The following is a 24657-nucleotide window of genomic DNA, read 5'->3' on the forward strand; positions in this document are numbered from 1 at the left end:
AAACTCACGAATAGCCACGCGGTTGCTGCGATCGTCGGCGGCCCACCGCGAGAGGTCCGCGCGTCTGGCGCAGACGAGACGCCGGCCGCTATCACCCGTACTTTGCTGAACCCCACCCCGGATGGCTTCGCCATCCGACCCTCCCCCTGAAGGGGAGGGTGGAAACCGCCCTATGAATGTCGGGGGCGCTTCAGCGTCTCGTCGCGAGAGCGCCCTTACAGCCCCGTATCGTCGTGCGGCGGTTCGTTCTTGGTGAGGCCGACGGCGAAGCGCGTCCACAGGCGCTCGTGCAGATAATAGAGCACGATTTTGGAGACGATCTCCGTGCCGGTGATCGCGGCCGATATGCCCGTGTCTTGCGTGAACAGGAAGGCCGCGCCGAAAGTGATGACGCTGCCGGGCACGCGCCAGGACAGAGATTTCACCAGGCTGCGCAAAGGCGTCGGATGCAGCAGCTGATCGGGCGACGGCACGCCTTCCATGGAGGCGTAGCTCGCCTCCACGCCATTGCGCGCGCTGCGCTCGGTCCAGGCCGATTGCTTCACCATGCCGACGGCGACCGTCTCATTGGTCACGCGATCGATGAGGATGAAGCCGCCGGTCTCGCGATTGTCCTCATAGAGATCGCAGGCGATGGCGGTGTCGAGCCACAGTTCCGCCTCGCCGATCTCGTTGAAGGCGAGCGTCTGCGACGCATCGGCGAGCGGCTCGGCGAGGCCGGTCTCGATCTGTATGTGCGAGGCGACCTGCTTCACAAAGGCCGGCGTCATGCGCGCGCCGAGCTTTAAAAGATAGCTCTTATCCAGCGTGAGCGGCTCGCGCACCAGCCATAGCAGCCGGGCCGACAGGCGATCGCCGATCTTGGCCGGCGACACCGGCGAGACGAGCATGTCGCCGCGGGAAATGTCGATCTCTTCGGTGAGGGTCAGCGTCACCGACTGGCCGGCCACCGCATGGGTGAGATCGCCGTCATAGGTGACGATGCGCGCAATCGTCGTGTCGCGGCCGGACGGCAAAATGCGAACGATGTCGCCCGGCTTTACGTTGCCGCCGGCGATGAAGCCGGAGAAGCCGCGGAAATCATGGGACGGCCGGTTCACCCATTGCACGGGGAAACGGAAGGGCAGCACGCGGGCGTTGTCGTCCGAGGCGACGCTCTCGAGATAGGCGAGCAGCGGCGGACCGGAATACCAGTCCATTTTCTTGCTCGCATGAACGAGATTGTCGCCGTCCTTGGCGACGAGCGGAATCACCTGAATGGTGAGAAAGCGCAAATGCTCGGCGAAGGCGCGGAAGTCGCGCTCTATGTCGGCGAAAATCTCCTGCGAATAGGAGACGAGGTCCATCTTGTTGACGGCGACGACGACATGCCGCACGCCGAGCATGGACACGATGACGCTGTGACGGCGCGTCTGATCCAGCAGGCCTCTGCGCGCATCGACGAGCAGAACGGCGAGCTCGGCCGTCGAGGCGCCGGTCGCCATATTGCGCGTGTATTGCACATGGCCGGGCGTGTCGGCGACGATGAACTTGCGCTTCTCCGTCGCGAAATAGCGATAGGCGACATCGATGGTGATGCCCTGCTCGCGCTCCGCCGCGAGGCCGTCGACGAGCAGCGCGAAATCGAGATCGTCGCCCTGCGTGCCGTGCTTCTTCGAATCCTGCTCGAGCGCGGCGATGAGATCGTCGGCCGCGAGATCGGCGTCATAGAGCAGACGGCCGATGAGCGTCGACTTGCCGTCGTCCACCGAGCCGCAAGTGATGAAGCGCAGCAAGGGCTTGTCGGCGGGCGCCGGCCCGACGGGGGCGCGCAGCGGCGCAGGCGTGGCGAGGCCGCCGTGCATCAAAAATAACCCTCCTGCTTCTTCTGCTCCATGGAGGAGGAGCCGTCGTGATCGATGAGGCGGCCCTGACGCTCGGAGGAGCGGCTCGCGCGCATTTCGGCGATGATCTCCTCCAGCGTCGCCGCGGAGCTCTCGATCGCGCCGGTCAGCGGATAGCAGCCGAGCGTGCGGAAGCGCACCAGCCTCTGCTGCACGGTCTCGCCGGGCTGCAGCTTCAGGCGATCGTCGTCCACCATGATGAGCATGCCGCCGCGATCGATCACCGGCCGCTCCTTGGCGTAATAGAGCGGCACGACGTCTATGCCCTCGCGCGCGATGTAATCCCACACATCGGCCTCGGTCCAATTGGACAGAGGAAACACGCGCAGGCTCTCGCCCGGACCCTTGCGGGCGTTGTAGAGGCGCCAGAACTCGGGCCGCTGCGCCTTCGGGTCCCAGCGATGCTGGGCGTTGCGGAAGGAGAGCACGCGCTCCTTGGCGCGGGACTTTTCTTCGTCGCGCCGCGCGCCGCCGAAGGCCGCGTCGAATTTCCATTTGTCGAGCGCCTGCTTCAGCGCGTCGGTCTTCATGATCTGCGTATGGAGCTGCGATCCATGCACGGTGGGATCGATATTCATCGCGACCCCTTCCGGATTGGTGTGGACGAGCAGCTCGAGGCCCGTCTCGGCCGCGCGGCGGTCGCGAAAGGCGATCATTTCCTTGAACTTCCATGTCGTGTCGACATGCAGAAGCGGGAATGGCGGCTTCGACGGATAGAAGGCCTTCATGGCGAGATGCAGCATCACCGCCGAATCCTTGCCGATGGAATAGAGCATCACCGGCCGCTCGCATTCGGCGACGACCTCGCGCATGATGTGGATGCTCTCCGCCTCCAGCCGATCCAAATGGCCGAGGGGCTTTGCCGCCAGCGCGTTCATTGCGAGCCCTCCGGCGCCGCGCCGCGCGTCAGCCGGCCGTCCGGCCCGACATGCAGGCCGCATTCTTTCTTCTCGTCCTCTTCCCACCACCAGCGGCCGGCGCGCTCGCTCTCGCCGGGCTCCAGCGCGCGCGTGCAGGGCGCGCAGCCGATGGAGAGAAAGCCTTTCTCGTGCAGCTCGTTCACCGGCACGCTGAATTCCTCCGTCGCGGCGGCGATAGCCTCGCGCGTGTAATCGGCGAGCGGATTGAGCTTGACCAGCCGACGCTCGGCGTCGCTCTCGATGAGATGCACGCCCTCGCGCGCCTGCGATTGATCGGCGCGCAGGCCCGTCACCCAGGCGGAGGCGCCGGCGAGCAGGCGCGACAGCGGCTCCACCTTGCGAATATGGCAGCAGCCCTTGCGATTCTCGACCGAGCGATAGAAGCCGTTGACGCCATGCTCGGCGACATAATCGGCGAGCGGCAGCGCCTGCGGATAGGCGGCGTGAATGCGCCGCGCATAACGCGCCTCGGTCTTCTCCCAAAGGGCGATCGTCTCCTCGAAGAGACGCCCCGTGTCGATCGTCACCACATCGATCTCGAGGCCCTGGGTGAAGATGGAATGGGTGACGAGCTGATCCTCTATGCCGAAGCTCGTCGTGAAGACGATGCGGCCGGGGATGACCTCGCGCGTGAGCTTCAAACGATGATCGAGATCGAGCGGCGCGAGGCGCGGCGCGAGCGTTTCGACGATCGACGTCTTCATGCCACGCCCTTTCGCCGGCGTTCGAGTATAGATGCGCCGCCCGCGACGCCGCGCTGATAGGAGAGGCTGCGCGCCTGACGCGCCTTTGCCCAATTGGCCTCGCCGTGATGCGCCGCGAGATCGTCGGGAATCTCGATCGTGTCGAAGCCGCCGCCGATCGCGTGCAAATATTGATCCGGCGTCAGCCGGCCGCTCGCCCGCAATTCGCCGGCGAAGCCCTCACGCCGCAGCAGCCGCGCGAGCGAGAAGCCGCGCCCATCGGTGAAGGCCGGAAAGGCGATGTCGATGAGCGCGAGACGCGCGAAATGAGGCGCCAGCGCCTTGGGATCCGTCGTATTGGCGACATAGACGCCGAGCGCCGTCAGCCGCGCATCTTCCCGCGCGGCGGGCAGCCGCCCGAGCGAGACGATCACCTTGCCGGAGCCGGGAAGCGATTCCTCATCGGCGAGACGGCGCCACTCGTCCGCGATGAAAGCGCCGTCAGATACCAGAGCCATCCTCGCCCTCCCGGCGCGCAGATTCCTTGAAACGCTTATGGCCCAAGCGCCGCCATGTGTCGATGAAAGCCTCGCCTTCGCGCCGCTCGGCGAGATAGAATTGCACCAGGCTCTCGATCACATCGGGAACCTCTTCCGCCGAGACGCCGGGACCGAGCAATTCGCCGATCGAGGCCGAGAGCGTCGGATCGCCGCCGAGCGTGATCTGATAGGATTCGACGCCCTTCTTCTCGAGGCCGAGAATGCCGATCGCGCCGATGTGATGATGTCCGCAGGCGTTGATGCAGCCGGAAATCTTGATCCCCAGCTTGCCGATGAGACGCTGGCGCTCGAGATCGGCGAAACGTTCCGAGATCGCCTGCGCGATCGGGATGGAGCGCGCCGTCGCCAGCGAGCAATAATCGAGCCCCGGGCAGGAGATGATGTCGCTGATGAGCCCGGCGTTGGCGGTCGCGAGGCCCGCCGCCGAAAGATCGCGCCACAGAGCGAGGAGATCATCCTTCTTCACATGCGGAAGAATGATGTTCTGCTCATGGCTGACGCGCAATTCGCCGAAACCATAGGTGTCGGCCGCGTCGGCCAGCGCGCGCATCTGCGCGGCGGTGGCGTCGCCCGGAATGCCGCCGATCGGCTTCAGCGAGACAGTGACGATGGCGTAGCCGGGAACCTTATGCGGCGCGACATTCACCGCAGCGAAAGCGGCGAATTCGGCGTTCTCCACCTTGACCTTTTCGAGCGCGTCCGAGCGCACAGGCAAGCTCTCGTAAGCCGGCGGCGCGAAGGCTGCGACGACGCGCTCCAGCTCCTGCGCGTCATAGGCGAAAGGCGCGCGGGCCATGGCGGCGAACTCCGCATCCACCTGCGCGCGAATTTCGTCGAGCCCGGTCTCGTGCACCAATATTTTGATGCGCGCCTTATATTTGTTGTCGCGGCGGCCGAAGCGATTATAGACGCGCAGAATCGCCTCGAGAAAAGCGAGCAGATCGGCGCGCGGCAGGAACTCCCGCAGCAGCTTGCCGACGAAAGGCGTGCGGCCGAGACCGCCGCCGACGATCACCTCATAGCCGATCTCACCTTGCGCATTCTTCACTATGCGCAGGCCGATATCGTGAATCTTGATCGCGGCGCGGTCATGCTCGGCGCCGCTCACCGCGATCTTGAACTTGCGCGGCAGGAAGCTGAATTCGGCATGAGCGCTCGACCATTGGCGCAGAAACTCCGCCGTCGGCCGCGGGTCCTCGAGCTCATCGGCGGCGACGCCGGCGAAATGATCGGCGGTCACATTACGGATGCAATTGCCGGAAGTCTGGATCGCGTGCATATCGACGTCGGCGAGCGCCTCGAGAATATCCGGCACATCGACGAGCTTCGGCCAATTATATTGCAGGTTCTGCCGCGTGGTGAAATGGCCGTAGCCCTTGTCCCATTTGTCGGCGATATAGGCGAGCTGGCGCATCTGCCGCGAGGTGAGCGAGCCATAGGGAATGGCGACGCGCAGCATATAGGCGTGCAGCTGCAGATAGAGCCCGTTCATCAGGCGGAACGGACGGAACTCCTCCTCCGTCAACGCGCCGGCGAGGCGCCGCTCCACCTGCCCACGGAATTCCGCCACGCGCTCGCGCACGAAGGCGCGGTCATATTCGTCATAGGCGTAGATCGTCGGCGCGGAATTGGGGCGCGGCGGCAGGGCCGGATCATGCGCAGTCATCGATTCCCCGCTCCTTGCAGCCACGCCTGCTTGCCGAGATCGCGCCGCACGCTCGGCCCGGCGGCGCGGAACTTCTCGCGAAAATGCGACGGAGCCGGCGCGCCGGCCGCATCCACCGTGACATCGACCAGATAGGCGTCGACGACGCGATTGGCGGCGACCGCCGCCTTGCCCTTCGCATCCAGCGTCGCCGCCTCGGCCTCGTCATAAGCAATTTTCGCGCGCAGGAGATCGCGCTCCCAGCCGTCCTGCCCCCAAAACACGACGTCGCCCTCGGCGAGATCAGAGGCGAGCAGAATCTTGGGCGAGAATTTCGGATTGGCGGGCCGCGTCATGTCGGCTCCTTGACCAGAGTGAGCTTCAGCCCGTCGAGCTCGTCCGACCAGATGATCTGGCAGGAGAGCCGCGAGGTCTCGTGCAGAAAGGGCAGCTCGTCGAGCTTGTCGATCTCGTCCTCGCGCGGCGGCGCGACCTTGTCGGCCCATTCGGGATCGAGCACGATGTGGCAGGAGGCGCAGGCGACCGCGCCGCCGCATGTGCCCTCCATGCCCATCCCATAATCCCGCAAAATCTCCATCAACCGCCAGCCTTCCACAGGCTCCAGCTCGTGGGTGACGCCGTCTGCGTCCTCGACACGGATCACGCTCATCCTTTTCTCCGAACAGGCGCTGTCGCCGCCGAGGCGCCCTTCCTTCGGCTGTCGGCCCTGCGCGACCCCCTCGCGCCGAGCAAAGCGGGCGCGCCGATCGCCGCAAAGCGCGGAGACCTCGGCACGAACCGCAATCCTTCGAAAATGTGAGACCTACTTATTCGAGGTCGCGTGAATGTCAATTCACTATAAGGTAGCCTCGCGCCTCGAAAAACTACAAACGCTACGCGTGGTATCAACCGAAAAGGCCTCGATCGCGCCAGTGGCGGCGAGAAAAGGCTCGGCGCGCGCAACTCATAAATGGTAAGAGTTTTATGTTCCTGCCGCCCGAAAGCGGGCGCGAGCGATATAGGTGCTAGGCCATGGCTCAAAGACCGACCAAAGAAACCAAGCAGAGTTCGGCCCGTGAGGAGCGGCCGCCGGTCGTGCGGGAGAAGGTTCCTCCGCTCGCCCCTCAGAGAGGCCGGCCGACGCTCATTCTGGTCGGAGCCGACAAGGGCGGCGTGGGCAAGACGACGATCGCGCGCGTGCTGCTCGACTATCTCGCCGCCAATAATGTCTTGACCCGGGCCTTCGACACGGAGACGCCGCGCGGCACGCTCTATCGGTTTCATCCCGACCAGACCAGCGTCGTCGATCTCACCTCGACCTCGGACCAGATGAAGATCATCGATACTCTCGCCACGGCTGAGATCAAGGTCAGCGTCGTCGATGTTCGCGCCGGCGGGCTGGAGCCGGCCCTGCAGGCGCTGCAGGACACGGGCTTTCTGGATGCGGTGGCGGAAGGAGAAGTCGGCTTCATTCTGTTCCATGTGCTCGGATCGTCCATCGCCTCGCTCGACGAGATCGCAGAAGTCGCGCCCTATGTCGAGGACGCGGACTATTTCCTCGTCAAGAACCATGTCAACGACACCACCTTTTTCGAATGGGACCCGGTGACGCACCGCAAATATTTCGAGAAAGTGGAGACGGCGGGCGAGATCACCATCCCCAAGCTCAACGAATTGTCCTATGAACAGGTGGAGATCGCCGGCGCGCCTTTTTCCACCTTCGTCGCCAATCGGACGGCGGAAGGGGAGCCGGCGGACCATTCCTTCGTCCTTCGCGGCTATGTCCGCACCTGGCAGAACAGGATCGCCGACGAGTTCGACCGCATCCATCTGCTGGATCGGATCGCCGGCAGGGAGGGCGCATAGCGCCGAACGTGGTTGAGCGGCAACATAGAGAGCCTCGGGCGGCGCCGAGAGAGTGAAAGATGAGTCGACGCACTTTGGTGTTCGTCGCCTGTTCCCCGCATCCGCGTTCGGGCGTTTCGACGACCGCGCGGCTGCTGACGGATTTCTATCTCTCGCGTCTCACCGAGGTCGAAGGCTTCGACACCGATCCGCATGCGCCGCGCTATCACGAATGGTTCCCGGACCGCACGCGCGTCATCGACACGGCCGACATACGTGGGCAGATCTCCTTGTTCGATCGGCTGCTGGTCGATGACGGAGTTCCCAAGATCGTCGATGTCTGGCAGCGCGCCTATGACCGTTTCTTCAAGACAGTGAAGGAGATCGGCTTCGTCGAGGAGGCGCGGGCGCGCGGCGTCGAGCCGATCGTGCTCTTCCATGTCGACCAGACCAACTCCGCTCTCGCCAGCGCGAAATCGCTTTCGGCGGCGTGGCGCGATGTCCCCATGGTGATCGTGCAGAACGAGGGCGCCGCGCCGCTCGGCGCCTATGCCCATGAGACGCTCGGACATTATCCTTCGACGCGCAGATTCCTCATCGGCGCGTTGGACGGCGCGGTGGCGAAGACTCTGGATGAGCCGGATCTATCGCTGAGCCGGCTGCTGGTCTCGCCGCCGCCGGAAATGTCGATCGTCATTCGCGCCGCGCTCAAAGCCTGGATCGCGCCGATCTTCACGCAATTCCGCAGCTTCGAGCTGCGGCATGAGCTGGATGGCGCGCAGTTCTTGAAATAAGCGCCACGCCGTCGCGCATTTTCATGACAGCCCCTGGTTCCGGCCGAAACTTCCGACAAAAAGAAACGAGCCTGTAGGCTCACGGTCCAAGGCAAATGCTGGACCGTGAGCCTACAGGCTCGCATTACGATCGGAGAGCCGCGGCCGGCGCCCGGAGACTTGCTCCAGGCGCCGATTGCGTCAGAGGCCGAGAGCGGCCTTCAGCTCCTGGAGCTGACCGAGCTTTTCCGAGGCGAGGCGACGCGCCTCGTCGGATTTGGCGTCGGCCACATCCTCGCTGGCGTCCTTGATGTCGGCGTCGATCTTAGCGGCGTCGAGGTCAGCCACCGGAATGGCATATTCGGCCAGAATGGTGAAGCCGCCGAGCCCGACGTCGGCGAAGCCGCCGCGCACGAACAGCTTCTCTTTCTTGCCGGCCCCGTCGATCTCGACGACGCCGGGCTTCAGCACCGTCATCACCGGCGCATGGTCTTTGAGAACCGTGAACACGCCCTCGGCGCCGGGGGCGACGACGGCGTCCACCTCTCCCGAGAACAGAAGCTTCTCGGGAGAGACGAGTTCGAAGTGGAACGTGGCCATGAAGGGCTCCGTCGTCTATGCCGGATTTCGGGAAAGCGGGAACCGGCTTTCCAAGAAAATCCTGCAAAACCAAAAAGCTCTGGGCGGACAGGCGTCGGCGGGCCCGACGCGCGTCCGCTCAGCGATTAACGGATCAAGCCGCTTCCTTGGCGAGCTTGGCGGCCTTCTCGACCGCTTCCTCGATCGTGCCGACCATGTAGAAGGCGGCCTCCGGGAGGTGATCGTATTGGCCTTCGACGAGGCCCTTGAAGCCCTTGATCGTGTCGGCGAGCGCGACGAGCTTGCCCGGCGCGCCGGTGAACGCTTCGGCGACATGGAAAGGCTGCGACAGGAAGCGCTCGATCTTGCGGGCGCGCGCCACGGTCAGCTTGTCCTCTTCCGAGAGCTCGTCCATGCCCAGAATGGCGATGATGTCCTGCAGCGACTTATAGCGCTGCAGCGTCGACTGCACCTTGCGGGCGACTTCGTAATGCTCCTCGCCGACGATGGCCGCGGAGAGCATGCGCGAGGTCGAGTCGAGCGGGTCGACGGCCGGATAAATGCCCTTTTCCGCGATCGAGCGGTTGAGCACGGTCGTCGCGTCGAGATGGGCGAAGGAGGTGGCCGGCGCCGGGTCGGTCAGATCGTCGGCCGGCACGTAAATGGCCTGCACCGAGGTGATCGAGCCCTTGGTCGTCGTGGTGATGCGCTCCTGCAGCGCGCCCATGTCGGTGGCGAGCGTCGGCTGATAGCCCACCGCCGAGGGAATGCGGCCGAGCAGAGCCGACACTTCCGAGCCCGCCTGGGTGAAGCGGAAGATGTTGTCGACGAAGAAGAGCACGTCCTGGCCCTTGTCGCGGAAGTCCTCGGCGACGGTGAGGCCGGTCAGAGCGACGCGGGCGCGGGCTCCCGGAGGCTCGTTCATCTGGCCATAGACCAGCGCGGCCTTGGAGCCGACGGCGGAGCCGTTCTCGGGCTTCTTGTTGACGCCGCCCTCGATCATCTCGTGATAGAGGTCGTTGCCCTCGCGGGTGCGCTCGCCGACGCCGGCGAAGACGGAATAGCCGCCGTGCGCCTTGGCGATATTGTTGATGAGCTCCATGATGATGACGGTCTTGCCGACGCCCGCGCCGCCGAACAGTCCGACCTTGCCGCCCTTGGCGTAGGGCGCGAGCAGGTCGACGACCTTGATGCCCGTCTCGAGGATCTGCGCCTCGGTCGCCTGCTCGGCGTAGGACGGAGCCGGCTGGTGGATGGCGCGCTTGGTCGCCGTCACGATCGGGCCGGCCTCGTCGACCGGCTCGCCGATGACATTGATGATGCGGCCGAGCATCTCGTCGCCGACCGGCACGGAGATCGGGGCGCCCGTGTCGCTCACCGGCGTGCCGCGCACGAGGCCTTCCGTCGAGTCCATGGCGATGGTGCGCACGGAGTTCTCGCCGAGATGCTGCGCCACTTCGAGGACGAGGCGCGCGCCCTGATTGGTGGTCTCCAGCGCGTTCAGGATTTCCGGCAGGTGATCGTCGAACTTCACGTCGACGACAGCGCCGATCACCTGCGTGATGTGACCCGTGGTCGTGGGGGTAGCCATTGTCTCGTCCTCTCGACTGTTGTTCCGATCAGAGCGCCTCGGCGCCCGAGATGATCTCGATGAGTTCCTTGGTGATGATCGCCTGGCGGGAACGATTGTAGAGCGTCGTCTGCTTCTTGATCATGTCGCCGGCGTTGCGCGTGGCGTTATCCATCGCGCTCATGCGCGCGCCCTGCTCGGAAGCGGCGTTCTCGAGCAATGCGCGGAAAATCTGCACCGATATGTTGCGGGGCAGCAGCGTCGCCAGAATCTCGTCCTGGCCGGGCTCATATTCATAATTGGCCTGAGGGCCGGCCACGGCCGCCTCGTTCTCATTGGCGGAAATCTGCGCCGGAATGAGCTGCAGCGCTGTCGGAAACTGCTGAATCACAGATTTGAAGCGCGAGAAGAACAGCGTCGCCACATCGAACTCGCCGCTCTCGAACAGATCGATGACCTTGCGGCCGATCGCGTCGCCCTGCTCGAAGCCGAGCTGGCGCACGCCGCGCAGCTCGATGAGCTCGATGATGTTCTTCTCATAATTGCGGCGGAGCTGGTCGTAGCCCTTCTTGCCGACGCAGAGAATCTTGACCGTCTTGCCCTGGCCCTGCAGGCGCTGGATGTGCTCGCGGGCGAGGCGGACGATCGAGGAGTTGAATGCGCCGCAGAGGCCGCGCTCGGCGGTCGCCACGACGAGAAGATGCGTCTCGTCGCGGCCATTGCCGGCGAGCAGCACCGGCGCGCCGGAGGAGACGCCCCCGGCGAGATTGGCGAGCACTTTCTCGATGCGCTCGGCATAGGGCCGCGCCGCCTCGGCCGCCGCCTGGGCGCGGCGCAGCTTGGCCGCCGCGACCATTTGCATGGCCTTGGTGATCTTCTGCGTCGCCTTGACGGAAGATATGCGGTTTCGAAGATCCTTCAACGAAGGCATGAGGGAACCCGTCTCATTCTGACCAGGACCACGCCGCCGTCATCGCGAGGAGCGAAGCGACGAAGCGAGCCAGAGCCGCGATGCGGCCCCTGGATTGCTTCGCTTCGCTCGCAATGACGGAGGCATTGTCTCTAGTCCTCGAGGTTGCGCGCGTCAGGCGAAGGATTTCGAGAAGGCGCCGAGGACGCTCTTCAGCTCGGCGGCCGTCGCATCCGGCAGATCCTTGGTCGTGCGGATCGTCTCGAGGATGTTCGGATGCTGCGTGCGCAGCAGCGCCAGCAGACCGTCCTCGAAAGCGCGCACGCGGCCGACCGGCAGCGGATCGAGATAGCCGTTGACGCCGGCGTAGATCACCACCGTCTGCTCTTCCATCTGCAGCGGCGAGAACTGCGGCTGCTTCAGCAGCTCGGTCAGGCGCGCGCCGCGATTGAGCAGACGCTGCGTCACCGCGTCCAGATCGGAGCCGAACTGAGCGAAGGCCGCCATCTCGCGATACTGAGCGAGCTCGCCCTTGATCTTGCCGGCGACCTTCTTCGTCGCTTTCGTCTGCGCCGAGGAGCCGACGCGCGACACCGAGAGGCCGACGTTCACCGCCGGGCGGACGCCCTGGTAGAAGAGGTCCGTCTCCAGGAAGATCTGACCGTCGGTGATGGAGATGACGTTCGTCGGAATATAGGCCGACACGTCATTGGCCTGCGTCTCGATGATCGGCAGAGCGGTCAGCGAGCCGGAGCCGCGCTCGTCATTGAGCTTGGCGGCGCGCTCGAGCAGACGGGAGTGGAGATAGAACACGTCGCCCGGATAGGCCTCGCGTCCCGGAGGACGGCGCAGCAGCAGCGACATCTGGCGATAGGCGACGGCCTGCTTGGAAAGGTCGTCATAAACGATCACGGCGTGCAGGCCGTTGTCGCGGAAATACTCGCCCATGGCGCAGCCGGCGAAGGGAGCCAGGAACTGCATCGGCGCCGGATCGGAGGCGGTGGCCGCCACGACGATCGAATAGTCGAGCGCGCCGCGCTCCTCCAGCACCTTCACGAATTGCGCGACGGTGGACCGCTTCTGACCCACCGCGACATAGACGCAGTAGAGCTTGGCCTTCTCGTCGTCGCCGTCGTTCAGCGACTTCTGGTTCAGGATGGTGTCGAGCGCCACGGCGGTCTTGCCGGTCTGGCGGTCGCCGATGATCAGCTCGCGCTGGCCGCGGCCGATCGGGATCAGCGCGTCGATGGCCTTGAGGCCGGTCGCCATCGGCTCATGCACCGACTTGCGCGGAATGATGCCGGGAGCCTTCACGTCGACGCGCGAGCGGCTCTCGTAGAAGATCGGGCCTTTGCCGTCGATCGGATTGCCGAGGGCGTCGACGACGCGGCCGAGCAGGCCCTTGCCGACCGGAACGTCGACGATGGTGCCGGTGCGCTTGACGGTCTGGCCTTCCTTGATGTCGCGGTCGGAGCCGAAGATCACGACGCCGACATTGTCGCTCTCGAGATTGAGCGCCATGCCGGTGATGCCGTTCTCGAACAGCACCGTCTCGCCGGCCTGGACATTGTCCAGACCATAAACGCGGGCGATGCCGTCGCCGACGGACAGAACCTGACCGACCTCTGCGACTTCGGCCTCATTGCCGAAATTGGCGATCTCATTCTTGAGGATCGCGGAAATCTCTGCGGCGCGGATAGCCATCAGCCGACCTCTTTCATGCGTGTTCGAATGGATTTGAGCTTGGTCTTCAGCGACGCATCGAGCATGCGCGAGCCGATTTTGACGACGAGACCCCCGATGATCGCCGGATCGACCTTCACCTCGAGGTCGATCGTCTTGCCGCTGGTGACGCCAGCGAGCGCATCGCGCAGCGCGCTCTCGTGATGAGAGGCGAGCGGCGCGGCCACCGTGACGTCGGCGCGCACAATGCCCTTGGCGGCGTCATGCAGCTTGCCATAGGCCTCGATGATGGCGGGGAGAACGAAGAGGCGACGTTTTGTCGCGACGAGCTTCACGAAATTGGCCGCGACGCCCGTGACGCCAGCGGCGTCGAGAATGGGAGAGAGAGCCTTGATCTGCGTTTCGGCAGAATAGATCGGGCTCTCGATCAGGCGCTCGAGATCCGCGCTCTCTTGGATCAGCGCGGCAAAGCCGCGCAGCGCCGTCGCGATCTCGTCCGTGGAGCCTTTCTCCACCGCGAGATCATAAAGGGCCGAGGCGTATCGCCCCGCTACTCCGGATAGATCGTCTCCGCCTGAAGCCACTTGCGTATCGCTCTCGGATCGCCGTTACTCGAGGCGCCTCGCGCGCAACGCAGGTCTGCGTGCGACGAAATCCGCAATGGCCTCGAACAACGTATTGTCGGGGGAAGGAGCCAAGGGCGACGCCCCAGCTCCAAGGCGATCGTCCCCTAACACAGCATATTTTGCGGCGCAACCCTGCGACGGCTGCGGAGAGGGCAGTTTCGACGATCGCACAAAAAAGCGCCACCCTCGCTTCGTCACGCGCGAACCCTCGGCTTGGCCTTTGATGGCGTTGAATTTTTTAGCGCTTCGCGAATTTTCGGCGCAGGCCGCCGCGCTGTCGCCGCTTGCGCCGCACGCAAGGCCATGGCACTGCGAAATCCTATCCACAGTCGGAGACGAAAGATGACGCGAGCGGTGGTGGGCATCATCGGAGGATCGGGCGTCTATCATCTGCCCGGCCTGCAGGATCTGCGCGAGGAGCGCGTGACGACGCCTTGGGGCGATCCGTCCGACGCGCTGCATTTCGGCCGCATCGGCGAGACGCAGGTCGTTTTCCTGCCGCGGCATGGTCGCGGTCATGTGTTCTCGCCCTCGGGCATAAATTATCGCGCCAATATTTTTGCGCTGAAGCAGGCGGGCGTCACCGATCTCGTGTCCGTCTCGGCCTGCGGCTCGTTCAAATCGGAGTTCTATCCAGGGCTCTTCGTGCTGCCGGATCAATTCGTCGATCGCACTTTCGGCCGGCAATCCTCCTTCTTCGGCAATGGTTGCGTCGCGCATGTGTCCATGGCGCATCCGGTGGCGCCCTTGCTGGCGAAGCGCATCGCCGCCGCGGCGAAAGCGGAAGGCATAGAGCACTCCGTCGGCGGAACCTATGTCTGCATGGAAGGTCCGCAATTTTCCTCTTACGCGGAATCGCTGACCTATAAGGCCGCGGGCTATGACGTCATCGGCATGACCGCAATGCCGGAGGCCAAGCTGGCGCGCGAGGCGGAGCTGTCTTACGCGACCATCGCAATGGTCACGGATTTCGATTGCTGGCATCCAGAGCACGACAATGTCGATGTCGCTGCGGTTATCGCAGTGGTGCGCGACAACGCCGACAAGGCGAGCCGTCTGCTCGCGCGACTGCTCACGGATTTCCCGCAAGAGCACGAGCCCTGCCCCATCGGCTCCGACCGCGCGCTCGACACCGCCATTCTGACAGCGCCCGAGGCGCGCGATCCGGCGCTGATGGAGAAGCTCGGCGTCATCGTCGCGCGGGCGAGCGGCGCGGTGGGGTGAAGACGACGTGCGCGGCCGCACAGACGCGAAGCGATCGATGATCCAAGCTTTGATTCGCGCCTTTTTTTGAAAGGCGGAGTCCCGCCATCCGCGCGGTGGCGCGACGCCGAACCAGGAGCGAGCTTTCGTGTCCATATCGTCGAACAAGATCGCCTTTTCCCTCGTCGCCTGCCTGCTGACGACCCCCGCTCTCGGCAAGGATGCAGCGGGCGGCAAGGATCATCCATTGGTCGGCCGCTACACGGGCGCGGAGATCACGAGATATGTCTCGGCGGAGTTCGACGAGCAGCGCTTCGTGCGGGCGCCGCTCGACATCAAGACCGACGGCGAAGCCTTCACCGAAGCGAATAGTTTCGCCGTCAGAGGCAAAGTCGCGCGCATCTGGTACGACGCGCCCAAGGAGCGCTCGTCGCTCGAGATCATCGCCAATTACGAAGAATCCCTGAAATCCAAAGGGTTCGAGATCGTCTACAGCTGCGCCGACGCCAGCTGCTTCAAAGGCCAGACGAGCGCCTACCGCTTCAATTTCGTCGGCGGCGACAGCGCCATCAACTACCGCTATGGCGACGGCGTGCGCTATCTGCTCGCCAAGGCGACGCGTCCCACCGGCGACGTCTATGCGGCGATCATCATCGGCGACAGCAAGAGCGGACCGCTGGTGCGCGTGATCGCCGTCGATATGAAGCCGATGCAGAGCGGCCAGATCGCCTTCATCGACGCCGACGCCATGGCGCGCGCGATAGCGAGCAATGGACGCGTCGCGCTCTACGGAATTCAATTCGATTTCGACGATGCGCAGATCAAGCCGGAATCACGCGCGACGCTCGACGAGATCGCCAAATTTCTGAAAGCGAATCCGTCCATTTCCGTCGTCGTGGCCGGCCACACCGACGGCAAGGGCCAGTTCGACTACAATGTGGATTTGTCGAAGCGGCGCGCCGCTGCGGTGGTCGCCGATCTCGCGCAGCGCTATGGCGTCGCGGCGCAGCGCCTCACGCCCTTCGGCGCCGGCATGGCGTCGCCGATCGCCGCCAATGACGACGAAGCCGGCCGCGCCAAAAATCGCCGCGTCGAGCTGGTCGAGCGCTGATCGAGGCGGCTCAATCCGCGCAGCTCTCCAGCCACACATCGGCGAAGCCGCGCCGCGCGCAGAGGCCGGCAAGATATTTCTCGATGCGGCGCACACGCTCGGCGTTGGCGGGCGTGCCCGGCGCGTAATCCTTCGGCTCATTGCCGGCGGCGACGAGGGCGAGAAACTCATCGTCGTCCAATTCCGCGAGCGGCTTGCCGAACCATTGCCGCGATGCGGAATCGAATCCGCTCACATCGATGAAGGCGGCGATCTGCGCGCTCTTGGAGGTCAGCGGGCCGACGGCGAATTGCGCGATCAGCGTCTGCCGAATCTTGCCGAAGCCCGGCTTGAAATCGGCGAAATAGAGCTTCTTCGTCACCGATTGCGCGAGCGTGTTGGCGTGCGGCGCGCTCCAATCGACGCCGCCATGCGTCCAGAAGCCGGGGTCCTGCACCGCGAGCAGCGTCTCTATGCGCTCGCGCGAGAAGCCGGGCGGCAATTTCGCGCCGTGATTCGTCTCCGCCTCATAGCGCGCGAACAGCGCCGGCGTGGCGACGCGGGCGAGCGCGACAGAGACGGCCTCATAGCCGACGACGGCCGCGAAAGCCGCCCCGGCGAAGGCGGCCAGCGCCGAGCCGGCCGTCGCCGCCGCGAATGAGCGCGCCCGTAATTTCGCTTCCCGCATCAGAACAAACTCCCGCCGCAACTCCCCGCCGCGCCTCTCCTGACGAGGAGCTTTGCGAGGAAAAAGGGCGGCGGCGCGACATGGCCGTGGCCATCTCGCGGCCGCCGCCGACGCGAATGCGGCGGGACGAGCGGAGGATCACCCCCCGCAGCTCTCCAGCCACACATCGGAAAAGCCGCGCCGCTCGCAGAGGCCGGCGAGATATTTCTCGATGCGGCGCACACGCTCGGCGTTGGCTTGCGTGCCGGGCGCATAATCCTTCGGATTATTGTTGGTGGCGACGAGCGAGAGAAACTCGTCGTCGTCCAATTCCGCCAGCTTCTTGCCGAACCATTTTTGTGCGGCGGGCTCCAATCCGTTCACATCGATGAAAGCGGCGAGCTGCGCATTCTTGGAGGTCAGCGGCCCGACCGCGAATTGCGCGATCAGCGTCTGGCGGATTTTCGAGAAGCCCTTTTGGAAGTTCTCGAAATAGAGCCGCTTGACGACGGATTGCGTTACCGTCGTCGCGGTGAGCGGCGCGCTCCAATCGACGCCGCCATGGGTCCAGAAGCTCGGATCCTGCACGGCGAGCAGCGTTTCCACCCGCTCGCTCGAGAGCCCGGCGGGCAATGTGGCGCCATTGTCGGTCGCCGCCTCATAGCGTGCGAAAATCTCCGGCGTCGCGACGCGGGCGAGCGCGACAGAGACCGCCTCGTATCCGAAGAGGCCGAGAAACGCCGCGACGGCGACCGCCACGACGACGAAGAAAGTTTTGCGTTTCCAATTCGCCATGTGAAGAAATCCTCTCGAAAACTTGAACCTGGCGATCGTTGCACCGAAAAGGGGTATCGTCTCGGCGATCCCGCGGCCACAATGAGGCGGGGCGGCCGAGATGCGCCTCGCGCCGAGCAAGATGCGTTTCGGCCGAGAATGAGCTATGAACCGAAGTGCCGAACCCATTTCCGACGAGATCCCGAACATGACCCTCGCCTCCTCGATTCGCACGATTCCCGATTATCCCAAGCCCGGCATCATGTTCCGCGACATCACCACTCTGCTCGGCGACGCCAGAGCGTTTCGCCGCGCGGTGGACGAATTGGTGCAGCCCTGGGCCGGCACGAAGATCGACAAGGTGGCGGGCATGGAGGCGCGCGGCTTCATTCTGGGCGGCGCGGTGGCGCATCAATTGTCGGCCGGCTTCGTGCCCGTGCGTAAGAAGGGCAAGCTGCCGCACACCACCGTCTCCATCGCCTATTCGCTGGAATATGGCGTGGACGAGATGGAGGTGCATGAGGATGCGGTGGTGAAGGGCGAGCGCGTCATTCTCGTCGACGATCTCATCGCCACCGGCGGCACGGCGGAAGGCGCGGTGAAGCTGCTGCAGAAGATCGGCGCCGAGGTCATCGCCGCCTGCTTCGTCATCGATCTGCCCGAGCTCGGCGGCGCCAAGAAGATCGAATCGCTCGGCGTGCCGGTGCGTCGGCTCGTCACCTTCGAAGGGCATTGATTTACATGGCCGGGCGCGCTTTTGGCCGCGCCTCGGCCGTTCCTTCGCCAATATCGCGTTTCGTAATGTGTTTTTCACCGATTCCGTAACGACCCCATGCCGTCGAAACCGTCGCGTCCCTTTCTCCTCGCCACGGCGCTGGCTCTGAGCCTCGTCGAGATCGGCGTTTTCGTCGCCTTCGCCTCGCGCGGCCCGGCGCGGCCAGCGGAGGCGCGCGAGGCCGTCGCGGAAAGACGCGCCAATCCCTTTGGCGCGCTGGTGCAAAATCTGCGCGGCGCCATCATCGAGACGGCGCGGCTGGAAGAGCCGGCCCCGATCGAGGAGCCGCCGCCGGCGATCGCCGCTGCGCCAGCGGCGCCGGATGCGCGGCCGCCCTCCTTCCTCGCGGCGCTGCCTCCCTTGCGGCCGTCGGAGCCGGAGCCGGTCCTCGCCCTGCCGCCCGTCGATGCGCCGCTTCCGCCGGCGCGGCCGCGCAATCTCGCCGCCGTCGAGCCCGTGACCCCAGCCGAGACGCAAGCGGGGACGATCCCGCTGCCGCCGGTCGCCGTCTCGCCGCCGACACAGGCGCTCGCCCTCGCCGCCGCGCCGCCGGCCAATGAGCCGCCGCCGCTGATGAGCCGCGACGACGGCAACTTCCGCATGGGCTCTGCGGTCTATGTCCGCATCTTCAAAAAGGAAGGCGAGCTCGAGCTCTGGCGCCGGCAGAGCGGCCATTTCACGCTCTACCGGACCTATCCGATCTGCAAATGGTCCGGCCATCTCGGACCCAAGCTGAAATCCGGCGATTATCAATCGCCCGAGGGCTTCTACAGCGTCTCGGCGCGCCAGCTCAATCCGAACTCCCATTACCACCGCGCCTTCGACGTCGGCTTTCCCAACGCCTATGACAAGCAGAACGGCCGCACCGGCGGCGCGCTGATGGTCCATGGCGCCTGCAAATCGGTCGGCTGCTTCGCCATGACCGACAGAGTGATCGAGGAGATCTACGGCCTGGTGGAAGCCGCGCTGCGCGGCGGGCAGCACGAGGTGCCGGTCCACATCTTCCCATTCCGCATGACCGATGTGGCCCTGGCCAAGGAGACGCAGGGCGACTGGACCAATCTCTGGTCGGCGCCGCCGGAGCACCAGCAATGGAGCGGCTTCTGGCAGAATTTGAAAGAGGGGTACGACCTCTTCGAGCAGACCGGCGAGCCGCCGACCGCCTATGCCTGCGGATCGCGCTACGCCTTCGGCGCCGCCGGCGGCTCCTGCCGCCGCATCGCCGGCTGGTAATCAATCGAAAAAATCGAATGATTCGACAAGTTTAATGCGTTGGACCGAACGGTCTGCGGCTGCGATCTGAACCGAGCCCTGACAAAAAGGAGTTCGGTCCGATGGAAGCCGTATCGTCTCCGGCGCCCGCTTTCCCGAAAGCGGCGCCCTTCCTCCGCGCCCCGGCGTTTCTCGCCATCCTCCCCGGCGTCGCCCTCACCGCGGCCATAGCGGCGGCGGCCTATGCGCTGCGACTGCTCCCCGCGGTCGGCGCGCTCAGCCCGATGATCCTCGCCATTCTGCTCGGCGTCGGCCTGCGCAATCTCTTCGGCGCGCCGGCCTTCGCCGCGCCGGGCGTCGTCTTCTCGCTGCGCAAGATCCTGCGCTTCGCCATAGCGCTGCTCGGCCTGCAATTATCGGCGGCGCAGATCATCGATGTCGGCTTCACGGGCCTCGCGATCATCGCCGCGACGCTCGTCGCCACTTTCTGCTTCACCACGCGCCTCGGCCGCTGGCTGGGCGTCGAGCCCGAACTCGCCCGATTGATCGCCGCCGGCACGTCGATCTGCGGCGCCTCGGCCGTGGTGGCGGCCAACGCCATCACCCGCGCCCGCGACGAGGATGTCGCCTACGCCATCGCCTGCGTCACCGTCTTCGGCACGCTCGCAATGGTCTCCTATCCGGCGCTCGCCGATCTCGCGCGGCTCGGCCCGCGCGCCTATGGCCTATGGGCCGGCGCGTCGATCCATGAGGTCGCGCAAGTGATCGCCGCGAGCTTTCAGCACGGCCGCGAGGCCGGCGATTTCGGCGCCGTCGCCAAATTGTCGCGCGTGATGCTGCTGGCGCCGACGCTGCTGACGCTCGCTTTCATGGCTGGGCGCGGCGCGCGCGGCGCGGAAAAGTTTTCGCCGCCCTTCCCCTGGTTCGTGATAGGCTTTCTCGCCCTCGTTGGCGTCTCCAGCATCGTCGCCATTCCGCCGGACGCCAAGGCCGCCATCGCGACGGCGACCACCGTGCTGCTGTCGATGGCGCTGGCCGCCATGGGGCTCGAGACCGATATCGCCGCGCTGCGCGCCAAGGGGCTCCGGCCTCTGGCGCTGGGCCTGGCGGCCTCGGTCTTCGTCTCCGGCTTCAGCCTCGCGCTCATCGAGGCGTTCTTTCGCTGAGGCGTCATGACGCTCGAGCAATTGCGCATTTTCGTCGCCGTCGCCGAGCGCGAGCATGTGACTCGCGGCGCGCGCGAGCTCAACCTCACCCAATCGGCGACGAGCGCGGCCATCGCCGCGCTCGAGGCGCGCTACGCCGCCAAGCTGTTCGATCGCGTCGGCCGTCGCATCGCGCTCACCGAGGCGGGGCGTCTGTTTCTCGTCGAGGCCAAGGCCGTGCTGGCGCGCGCCGCGGCGGCGGAGGCGGTTCTCTTCGATCTCGCCGGGCTCGAATGCGGGGCGCTGAGCCTCGCCGCGAGCCAGACGGTCGGCAATTATTGGCTGCCGCCGATCCTGCATCGCTATCGCGCGCTCTATCCGAAGATCGCGATAGAGCTGAAAATCTGCAACACGCTGACCGCCGCCGATATGGCGCGCGAGGGCATTGTGGATTTCGCCATCGTCGAAGGCGAAATCGACGACAAATCCCTCGCAGTGGAGCCGGTCGCCTGGGACGAGCTGAAGCTCGTCGCCTTCCCCGGCCATCCCTGGACCGCTGCGGCGCCGAAGCGCGTCGAAGATTATCGATCCGCGAGCTGGGTGCTGCGCGAAAAAGGCTCCGGCACGCGCGCGATTTTCGAGGCGGTTCTACGCGAGAAGGGCGTCGACCCCGGCGAGCTGCGCATCGCGCTGGAGCTGCCGACGCATGAGGCGGTCGCCGCGGCCGTGGCGGCGGGCGCCGGCGTCGCCATGCTGCCGAGCCTCGTCGCCGGGGCCTCGGCCGGGGCGCTGGCGGCGATCGACATCGCTCTGCCGAAGCGGCGCTTTCTCGCCCTGCGCCGTGAGGGCCGCCACATCACCCATGCGGCGCAGGCGTTTTTGGCGCTGCTGCGCTGAGAGGCGCGTCGGCGCGCCGATCGCCCGCCGACGCGCGGCCGCCGGACTCTTCCCGGCGCCCGGCGGTCAACGGAACAATTGCGACAATTGGTGCATCACAATGAGGAAGAAGGCGAGCACCCCGCCAATTCCCATCAAAGCTTTCACGACGCCCGCGCTGCTCGTCTGCATGGCTCAAGCTCCTTGTTCGGTTGCGACAAAAGCGAGGCTAGCGGAGCGAAAACGGCGTTAAACCGCCAAGATTCGCGCGCCGACGGGTCCAAAGACGCGAGGCGGCCCCGTGACTTGACAGAGCCGGCGCGCCAGGAGGAAGCTGCCGGCGGCCCTGAGAAAAGAGCAATAATGCCGAGTGGAGGGGTCCAATGTCGCGACCCTTCGCCTATAGCCTGTCGCGCGAGATCGATCCGCGCCGCGGCGCGCCGCTCTATCTGCAGATCGTCCACGCGCTCATTCACGATGTGAGGAGCGGACGGCTCGCGCCGGGGGCGGCGCTGCCCAGCAGCCGCGAGCTCGCCGAATCGCTCGGCGTCAATCGCAAGACCATCGTGCTCGCCTATGACGAGCTGGTCGCCCAGGGCTGGTTCGCCACCCATGGCACGCGCGGCACTTTCGTCTCCGCCGAGCTGCCCGAGACGCTGCCGGCGCCGCGCAAAGCCTCCACCGATCCGCGCACGCCCGGCTTTCCCTTCCGCGCGACGCCCGACCCCGCCTTTGTTCCGGCCGGCGAGGGACTGGCCATAGACGACGGGCTTCCCGATGCGCGGCTCTTCTCGATCGACACTCTGCTCGGCGCCTATCGCGACGCCGGACGGCGCGCCGCGCGCTGCGGCGGGCTCGGCTATGGCGATCCGCGCGGAACCGGCGAGCTGCGCCGCGCCATAGCGGCGATGCTGGCCTCGCATCGCGGGCTCATCGTGGACGCGGAGGATGTGTGCGTCACGCGCGGCAGCCAGATGGGCATTTTCCTCGCCGCGCGCATTCTCGTCGCGCCGGGCGACGTCGTGCTGGTGGAAGGCCTCGGCTATTCGGCGGCGCGCGCGGCCTTCGCCGCCGCGGGCGCCGAGGTGATCGGCGTCCGCCTGGACGAGGACGGCGTCGATGTGGAGGATGTCGAGCGCCTGTGCCGCGGGCGGCCGGTGCGCGCGATCTATGTGACGCCGCACCATCAGTTTCCGACCACTGTTCCGCTGACCCCGGAGCGGCGGCTGCGCCTCTTGGATCTTTCCGCCAAATATGAGTTCGCGATCATCGAGGATGATTACGATCACGAATATCATTTCGAGCGCCAGCCCCTGCTGCCCATGGCGAGCTATGCGCCCGGACGGGTGATCTATGTCGGCTCCATGTCCAAGCTGCTGCTGCCGGGATTGCGCATCGGCTATGTCGTCGCGCCGCCGCCGGTGGTGAAATCCATGGCCAACGCCGCCGCCGGCGTGGATCGCCAAGGCAATGCGCTGACCGAGCTCGCCGTGGCCGCTCTCGTCGATTCCGGCGAGCTGCGCCGCCATGTGCGCAAGGCGCGCCAGATCTATGCGCAGAGGCGCGACGCTTTCGGCGCATCCCTCGCCCGCGCCTTCGGCGACGCCATCCGCTTCCGCATCCCGGCCGGCGGCCTCGCCTTCTGGACGACGTTCCGCGACGAGGCGACGCTCGACGCGCTGGAGCGCGACGCCCCCGCCAATGGTCTGCGCTTCCTTCCCTCCAGCTGCTTCGCGGCGCCGCCGCAGCGCGGGCGCGGGCTGCGGCTCGGCTTCGGCAGCCTCGACGCCGGCGAGGCGGAGCGCGTCATCGCGCGCCTACGCCGCGCGGCCGGCGCCAGCATCGCCGAAAGCGCGCTACCCTGCTGATCGTTCGGCCGATCTGGACGAAGCCGGCCGCTCGAGCCACATTGAGGACCTTCGAATGAGGAGACGCCCGATGGGAGCGACGCAGGAAAATAACCGCGCGATCATCGCCGACGCCACGGGTCGCGACGCGCTCTGGGAGCATATCCTCCGCGAGGCCGACGACATGCTGGCGCGCGAGCCGGCGATGGCGAGCCTGGCGCTGACCTTCGTCCTCAATCGCCGCTCCTTCGAGGATGCGGTCACGCGGCGTTGCGCCGCGCGGCTCGGCGGCGCGGTGACGGAAGATCTGCTCTTCGACGCCTTCGCCCGCGCGCTGGACGCCGATCCTGCGATCGGCGAAGCCTTTCGCGCCGACATAAAGGCCGTCGTCGAGCGCGACGCCGCCTGCGGAAGGCTGATCGAGCCGCTGCTCTTCTTCAAAGGCTTTCACGCGATACAGACCCATCGGCTGGCGCATTGGCTGTGGACCAATGGCCAGACCGATCTGGCGCTCTATCTGCAGAGCCGCTCCTCCGACGCGTTTCAGACCGACATTCACCCCGCGGCGCGTTTCGGCCGCGGCATATTCCTCGATCACGCGACGGGACTCGTCGTCGGCGCGACGGCGGTGGTGGAGGACGATGTCTCCATTCTGCAGAGCGTGACGCTGGGCGGCACCGGCAAGGAGAGCGGCGACCGCCATCCCAAGGTGCGGCGCGGCGTGATGATCGCCGCCGGCGCGAAGATTCTCGGCAATATAGAAATCGGCGCCTGCTCGCGCGTCGCGGCCGGCTCCGTCGTTCTGCATCCCGTGCCGCGCAACGCCACTGTGGCGGGCGTTCCGGCCAAAGTGGTGGGAACCGCCGGCTGCGCCGAGCCGGCGCGCGACATGGATCAGTTTCTGAACGGCCTGTCGTACGATTCGTTCAGCTATTCCATTTGACGCCTCACTGCGGCGGCGTCTCTTGTCACGGCGTCTCTCGTCAAGGCGTCTCCTGGCCGACGCGCCCGGCGAGCTGCGCAAAGGAGAAGCTTTCTCCAGCGGCCGATTCGCGCAGAGCGAGACGCAGCAGCCGCGCGGGAAAGCAGATCGCCTCCACATTGGAGTCGCGCATGTCGCGCGGCCGCAGCGGATCATTGGCGAGCGAAAGCTCGACATCGACGAGCAGAGCGTCGATCTCCTCCTGTCCGAGCGCGCCCTTGTCGCGCAATGCGCCGAACAGCGCCGCCAGTATGGCGTAGACGCCCTCGAGCTGAAGATTGGCCGTGTTCATATGTCGCCTCCGGCGCCCCTTCAGCGTAACCGCCGGCGGGGGGATTCGATCCATCGGCGGAGAAAATTCTTTGGGATGAGGGCGAGCACGCATGACGCTTCCCTCGTCCTTCGAGAC

General features: G+C 65.6%; 25 protein-coding genes. 10 read left to right on the forward strand and 15 right to left on the reverse strand.

Annotation, left to right across the window (positions count from 1 at the left end; genetic code table 11):
• Positions 1 to 215 precede the first annotated feature (215 nt).
• The 7 genes from cysN to METLW3_RS0117315 are packed head-to-tail and all read right to left on the reverse strand — an operon-like array spanning position 216 to position 6361.
• Positions 216 to 1844, reverse strand: coding sequence for a sulfate adenylyltransferase subunit CysN (gene cysN / locus METLW3_RS0117285; protein WP_024881089.1), 1629 nt, complete (start codon positions 1842 to 1844; stop codon positions 216 to 218).
• Positions 1844 to 2761 (reverse strand): sulfate adenylyltransferase subunit CysD, encoded by a 918-nt coding sequence (cysD, locus tag METLW3_RS0117290; RefSeq protein WP_024881090.1) that lies wholly within the window; start codon positions 2759 to 2761, stop codon positions 1844 to 1846. The genes cysN and cysD overlap by 1 nt, the downstream gene beginning before the upstream one ends.
• The gene (locus METLW3_RS0117295; RefSeq protein WP_024881091.1) at positions 2758 to 3507 is read right to left on the reverse strand and encodes a phosphoadenylyl-sulfate reductase; all 750 of its coding nucleotides are present in this window, start codon (positions 3505 to 3507) and stop codon (positions 2758 to 2760) included. The genes cysD and METLW3_RS0117295 overlap by 4 nt, the downstream gene beginning before the upstream one ends.
• Entirely contained in the window at positions 3504 to 4004 is a 501-nt protein-coding gene (locus METLW3_RS0117300) for a DUF934 domain-containing protein (RefSeq protein ID WP_024881092.1), read from the reverse strand. The genes METLW3_RS0117295 and METLW3_RS0117300 overlap by 4 nt, the downstream gene beginning before the upstream one ends.
• Entirely contained in the window at positions 3988 to 5712 is a 1725-nt protein-coding gene (locus tag METLW3_RS0117305; RefSeq protein WP_024881093.1) for a nitrite/sulfite reductase, read from the reverse strand. The genes METLW3_RS0117300 and METLW3_RS0117305 overlap by 17 nt, the downstream gene beginning before the upstream one ends.
• Complete coding sequence (locus METLW3_RS0117310) at positions 5709 to 6047, reverse strand: DUF2849 domain-containing protein (protein WP_024881094.1); 339 nt, start codon at positions 6045 to 6047, stop codon at positions 5709 to 5711. The genes METLW3_RS0117305 and METLW3_RS0117310 overlap by 4 nt, the downstream gene beginning before the upstream one ends.
• Positions 6044 to 6361, reverse strand: a complete 318-nt coding sequence (locus METLW3_RS0117315; RefSeq protein ID WP_018267966.1) for a 2Fe-2S iron-sulfur cluster-binding protein — start codon at positions 6359 to 6361, stop codon at positions 6044 to 6046. The genes METLW3_RS0117310 and METLW3_RS0117315 overlap by 4 nt, the downstream gene beginning before the upstream one ends.
• A gap of 362 nt (positions 6362 to 6723) precedes the next feature.
• Here METLW3_RS0117315 and METLW3_RS0117320 point away from each other — a divergent pair, with 362 nt between their 5' ends.
• Together METLW3_RS0117320 and METLW3_RS0117325 are read left to right on the forward strand one after the other, a co-directional pair.
• Positions 6724 to 7557, forward strand: coding sequence for a hypothetical protein (locus METLW3_RS0117320; protein ID WP_024881095.1), 834 nt, complete (start codon positions 6724 to 6726; stop codon positions 7555 to 7557).
• Between the two features lie 59 nt (positions 7558 to 7616).
• Positions 7617 to 8330 carry a hypothetical protein gene (locus tag METLW3_RS0117325; RefSeq protein ID WP_024881096.1) on the forward strand — a complete coding sequence of 238 codons (714 nt, stop codon included), beginning with the start codon at positions 7617 to 7619 and terminating at the stop codon, positions 8328 to 8330.
• A 180-nt stretch (positions 8331 to 8510) separates the two neighbouring features.
• Here METLW3_RS0117325 and METLW3_RS0117330 read toward each other — a convergent pair whose 3' ends face one another.
• From METLW3_RS0117330 to METLW3_RS0117350, 5 genes are all read right to left on the reverse strand, one after another.
• Complete coding sequence (locus METLW3_RS0117330) at positions 8511 to 8909, reverse strand: F0F1 ATP synthase subunit epsilon (RefSeq protein ID WP_024881097.1); 399 nt, start codon at positions 8907 to 8909, stop codon at positions 8511 to 8513.
• A gap of 133 nt (positions 8910 to 9042) precedes the next feature.
• On the reverse strand, positions 9043 to 10479 hold the full coding sequence (gene atpD, locus METLW3_RS0117335) for a F0F1 ATP synthase subunit beta (protein WP_024881098.1): 1437 nt from the start codon (positions 10477 to 10479) through the stop codon (positions 9043 to 9045).
• A gap of 28 nt (positions 10480 to 10507) precedes the next feature.
• Positions 10508 to 11389 carry a F0F1 ATP synthase subunit gamma gene (locus METLW3_RS0117340; RefSeq protein ID WP_024881099.1) on the reverse strand — a complete coding sequence of 294 codons (882 nt, stop codon included), beginning with the start codon at positions 11387 to 11389 and terminating at the stop codon, positions 10508 to 10510.
• A 153-nt stretch (positions 11390 to 11542) separates the two neighbouring features.
• The gene (gene atpA / locus METLW3_RS0117345; protein WP_024881100.1) at positions 11543 to 13072 is read right to left on the reverse strand and encodes a F0F1 ATP synthase subunit alpha; all 1530 of its coding nucleotides are present in this window, start codon (positions 13070 to 13072) and stop codon (positions 11543 to 11545) included.
• A complete protein-coding gene (locus tag METLW3_RS0117350; RefSeq protein ID WP_024881101.1) occupies positions 13072 to 13635 on the reverse strand; it encodes a F0F1 ATP synthase subunit delta in 564 nt (187 codons plus the stop codon). The genes atpA and METLW3_RS0117350 overlap by 1 nt, the downstream gene beginning before the upstream one ends.
• 384 nt (positions 13636 to 14019) lie before the next feature.
• On the opposite strand from METLW3_RS0117350, the gene METLW3_RS0117355 reads away from it, so the two are divergent.
• Positions 14020 to 14901: an S-methyl-5'-thioadenosine phosphorylase gene (locus METLW3_RS0117355; protein WP_024881102.1), complete on the forward strand. Its 882-nt coding sequence runs from the start codon at positions 14020 to 14022 to the stop codon at positions 14899 to 14901.
• A gap of 127 nt (positions 14902 to 15028) precedes the next feature.
• Positions 15029 to 15991, forward strand: a complete 963-nt coding sequence (locus tag METLW3_RS0117360) for an OmpA family protein (protein ID WP_024881103.1) — start codon at positions 15029 to 15031, stop codon at positions 15989 to 15991.
• A 10-nt stretch (positions 15992 to 16001) separates the two neighbouring features.
• On the opposite strand, the gene METLW3_RS25800 is transcribed toward METLW3_RS0117360, so the two are convergent.
• Both METLW3_RS25800 and METLW3_RS25805 read right to left on the reverse strand, forming a co-directional pair.
• Entirely contained in the window at positions 16002 to 16658 is a 657-nt protein-coding gene (locus METLW3_RS25800; protein WP_024881104.1) for a transglycosylase domain-containing protein, read from the reverse strand.
• A 138-nt stretch (positions 16659 to 16796) separates the two neighbouring features.
• The gene (locus METLW3_RS25805) at positions 16797 to 17432 is read right to left on the reverse strand and encodes a transglycosylase domain-containing protein (protein WP_024881105.1); all 636 of its coding nucleotides are present in this window, start codon (positions 17430 to 17432) and stop codon (positions 16797 to 16799) included.
• A gap of 187 nt (positions 17433 to 17619) precedes the next feature.
• On the opposite strand from METLW3_RS25805, the gene METLW3_RS0117375 reads away from it, so the two are divergent.
• The 6 genes from METLW3_RS0117375 to cysE all read left to right on the forward strand — a co-directional run bounded on the left by METLW3_RS0117375 (position 17620) and on the right by cysE (position 24209).
• Positions 17620 to 18147, forward strand: a complete 528-nt coding sequence (locus METLW3_RS0117375) for an adenine phosphoribosyltransferase (RefSeq protein WP_024881106.1) — start codon at positions 17620 to 17622, stop codon at positions 18145 to 18147.
• Positions 18148 to 18243: 96 nt separating this feature from the next.
• A complete protein-coding gene (locus METLW3_RS0117380) occupies positions 18244 to 19419 on the forward strand; it encodes a murein L,D-transpeptidase family protein (protein WP_024881107.1) in 1176 nt (391 codons plus the stop codon).
• A 101-nt stretch (positions 19420 to 19520) separates the two neighbouring features.
• Positions 19521 to 20564, forward strand: a complete 1044-nt coding sequence (locus METLW3_RS0117385; RefSeq protein ID WP_024881108.1) for a putative sulfate exporter family transporter — start codon at positions 19521 to 19523, stop codon at positions 20562 to 20564.
• 6 nt (positions 20565 to 20570) lie between these two features.
• Positions 20571 to 21440 (forward strand): LysR family transcriptional regulator, encoded by an 870-nt coding sequence (locus METLW3_RS0117390; protein WP_024881109.1) that lies wholly within the window; start codon positions 20571 to 20573, stop codon positions 21438 to 21440.
• A 362-nt stretch (positions 21441 to 21802) separates the two neighbouring features.
• Positions 21803 to 23287: a PLP-dependent aminotransferase family protein gene (locus tag METLW3_RS0117400; protein ID WP_024881110.1), complete on the forward strand. Its 1485-nt coding sequence runs from the start codon at positions 21803 to 21805 to the stop codon at positions 23285 to 23287.
• A gap of 70 nt (positions 23288 to 23357) precedes the next feature.
• Positions 23358 to 24209, forward strand: a complete 852-nt coding sequence (cysE, locus tag METLW3_RS0117405) for a serine O-acetyltransferase (RefSeq protein ID WP_024881111.1) — start codon at positions 23358 to 23360, stop codon at positions 24207 to 24209.
• 40 nt (positions 24210 to 24249) lie between these two features.
• Here the strand turns inward: cysE and METLW3_RS25810 are convergent, their stop codons facing one another.
• Complete coding sequence (locus METLW3_RS25810; protein ID WP_026599429.1) at positions 24250 to 24540, reverse strand: hypothetical protein; 291 nt, start codon at positions 24538 to 24540, stop codon at positions 24250 to 24252.
• Between the last annotated feature and the right edge of the window lie 117 nt (positions 24541 to 24657).

Source organism: Methylosinus sp. LW3 (assembly GCF_000527115.1).
GTDB lineage: Bacteria > Pseudomonadota > Alphaproteobacteria > Rhizobiales > Beijerinckiaceae > Methylosinus.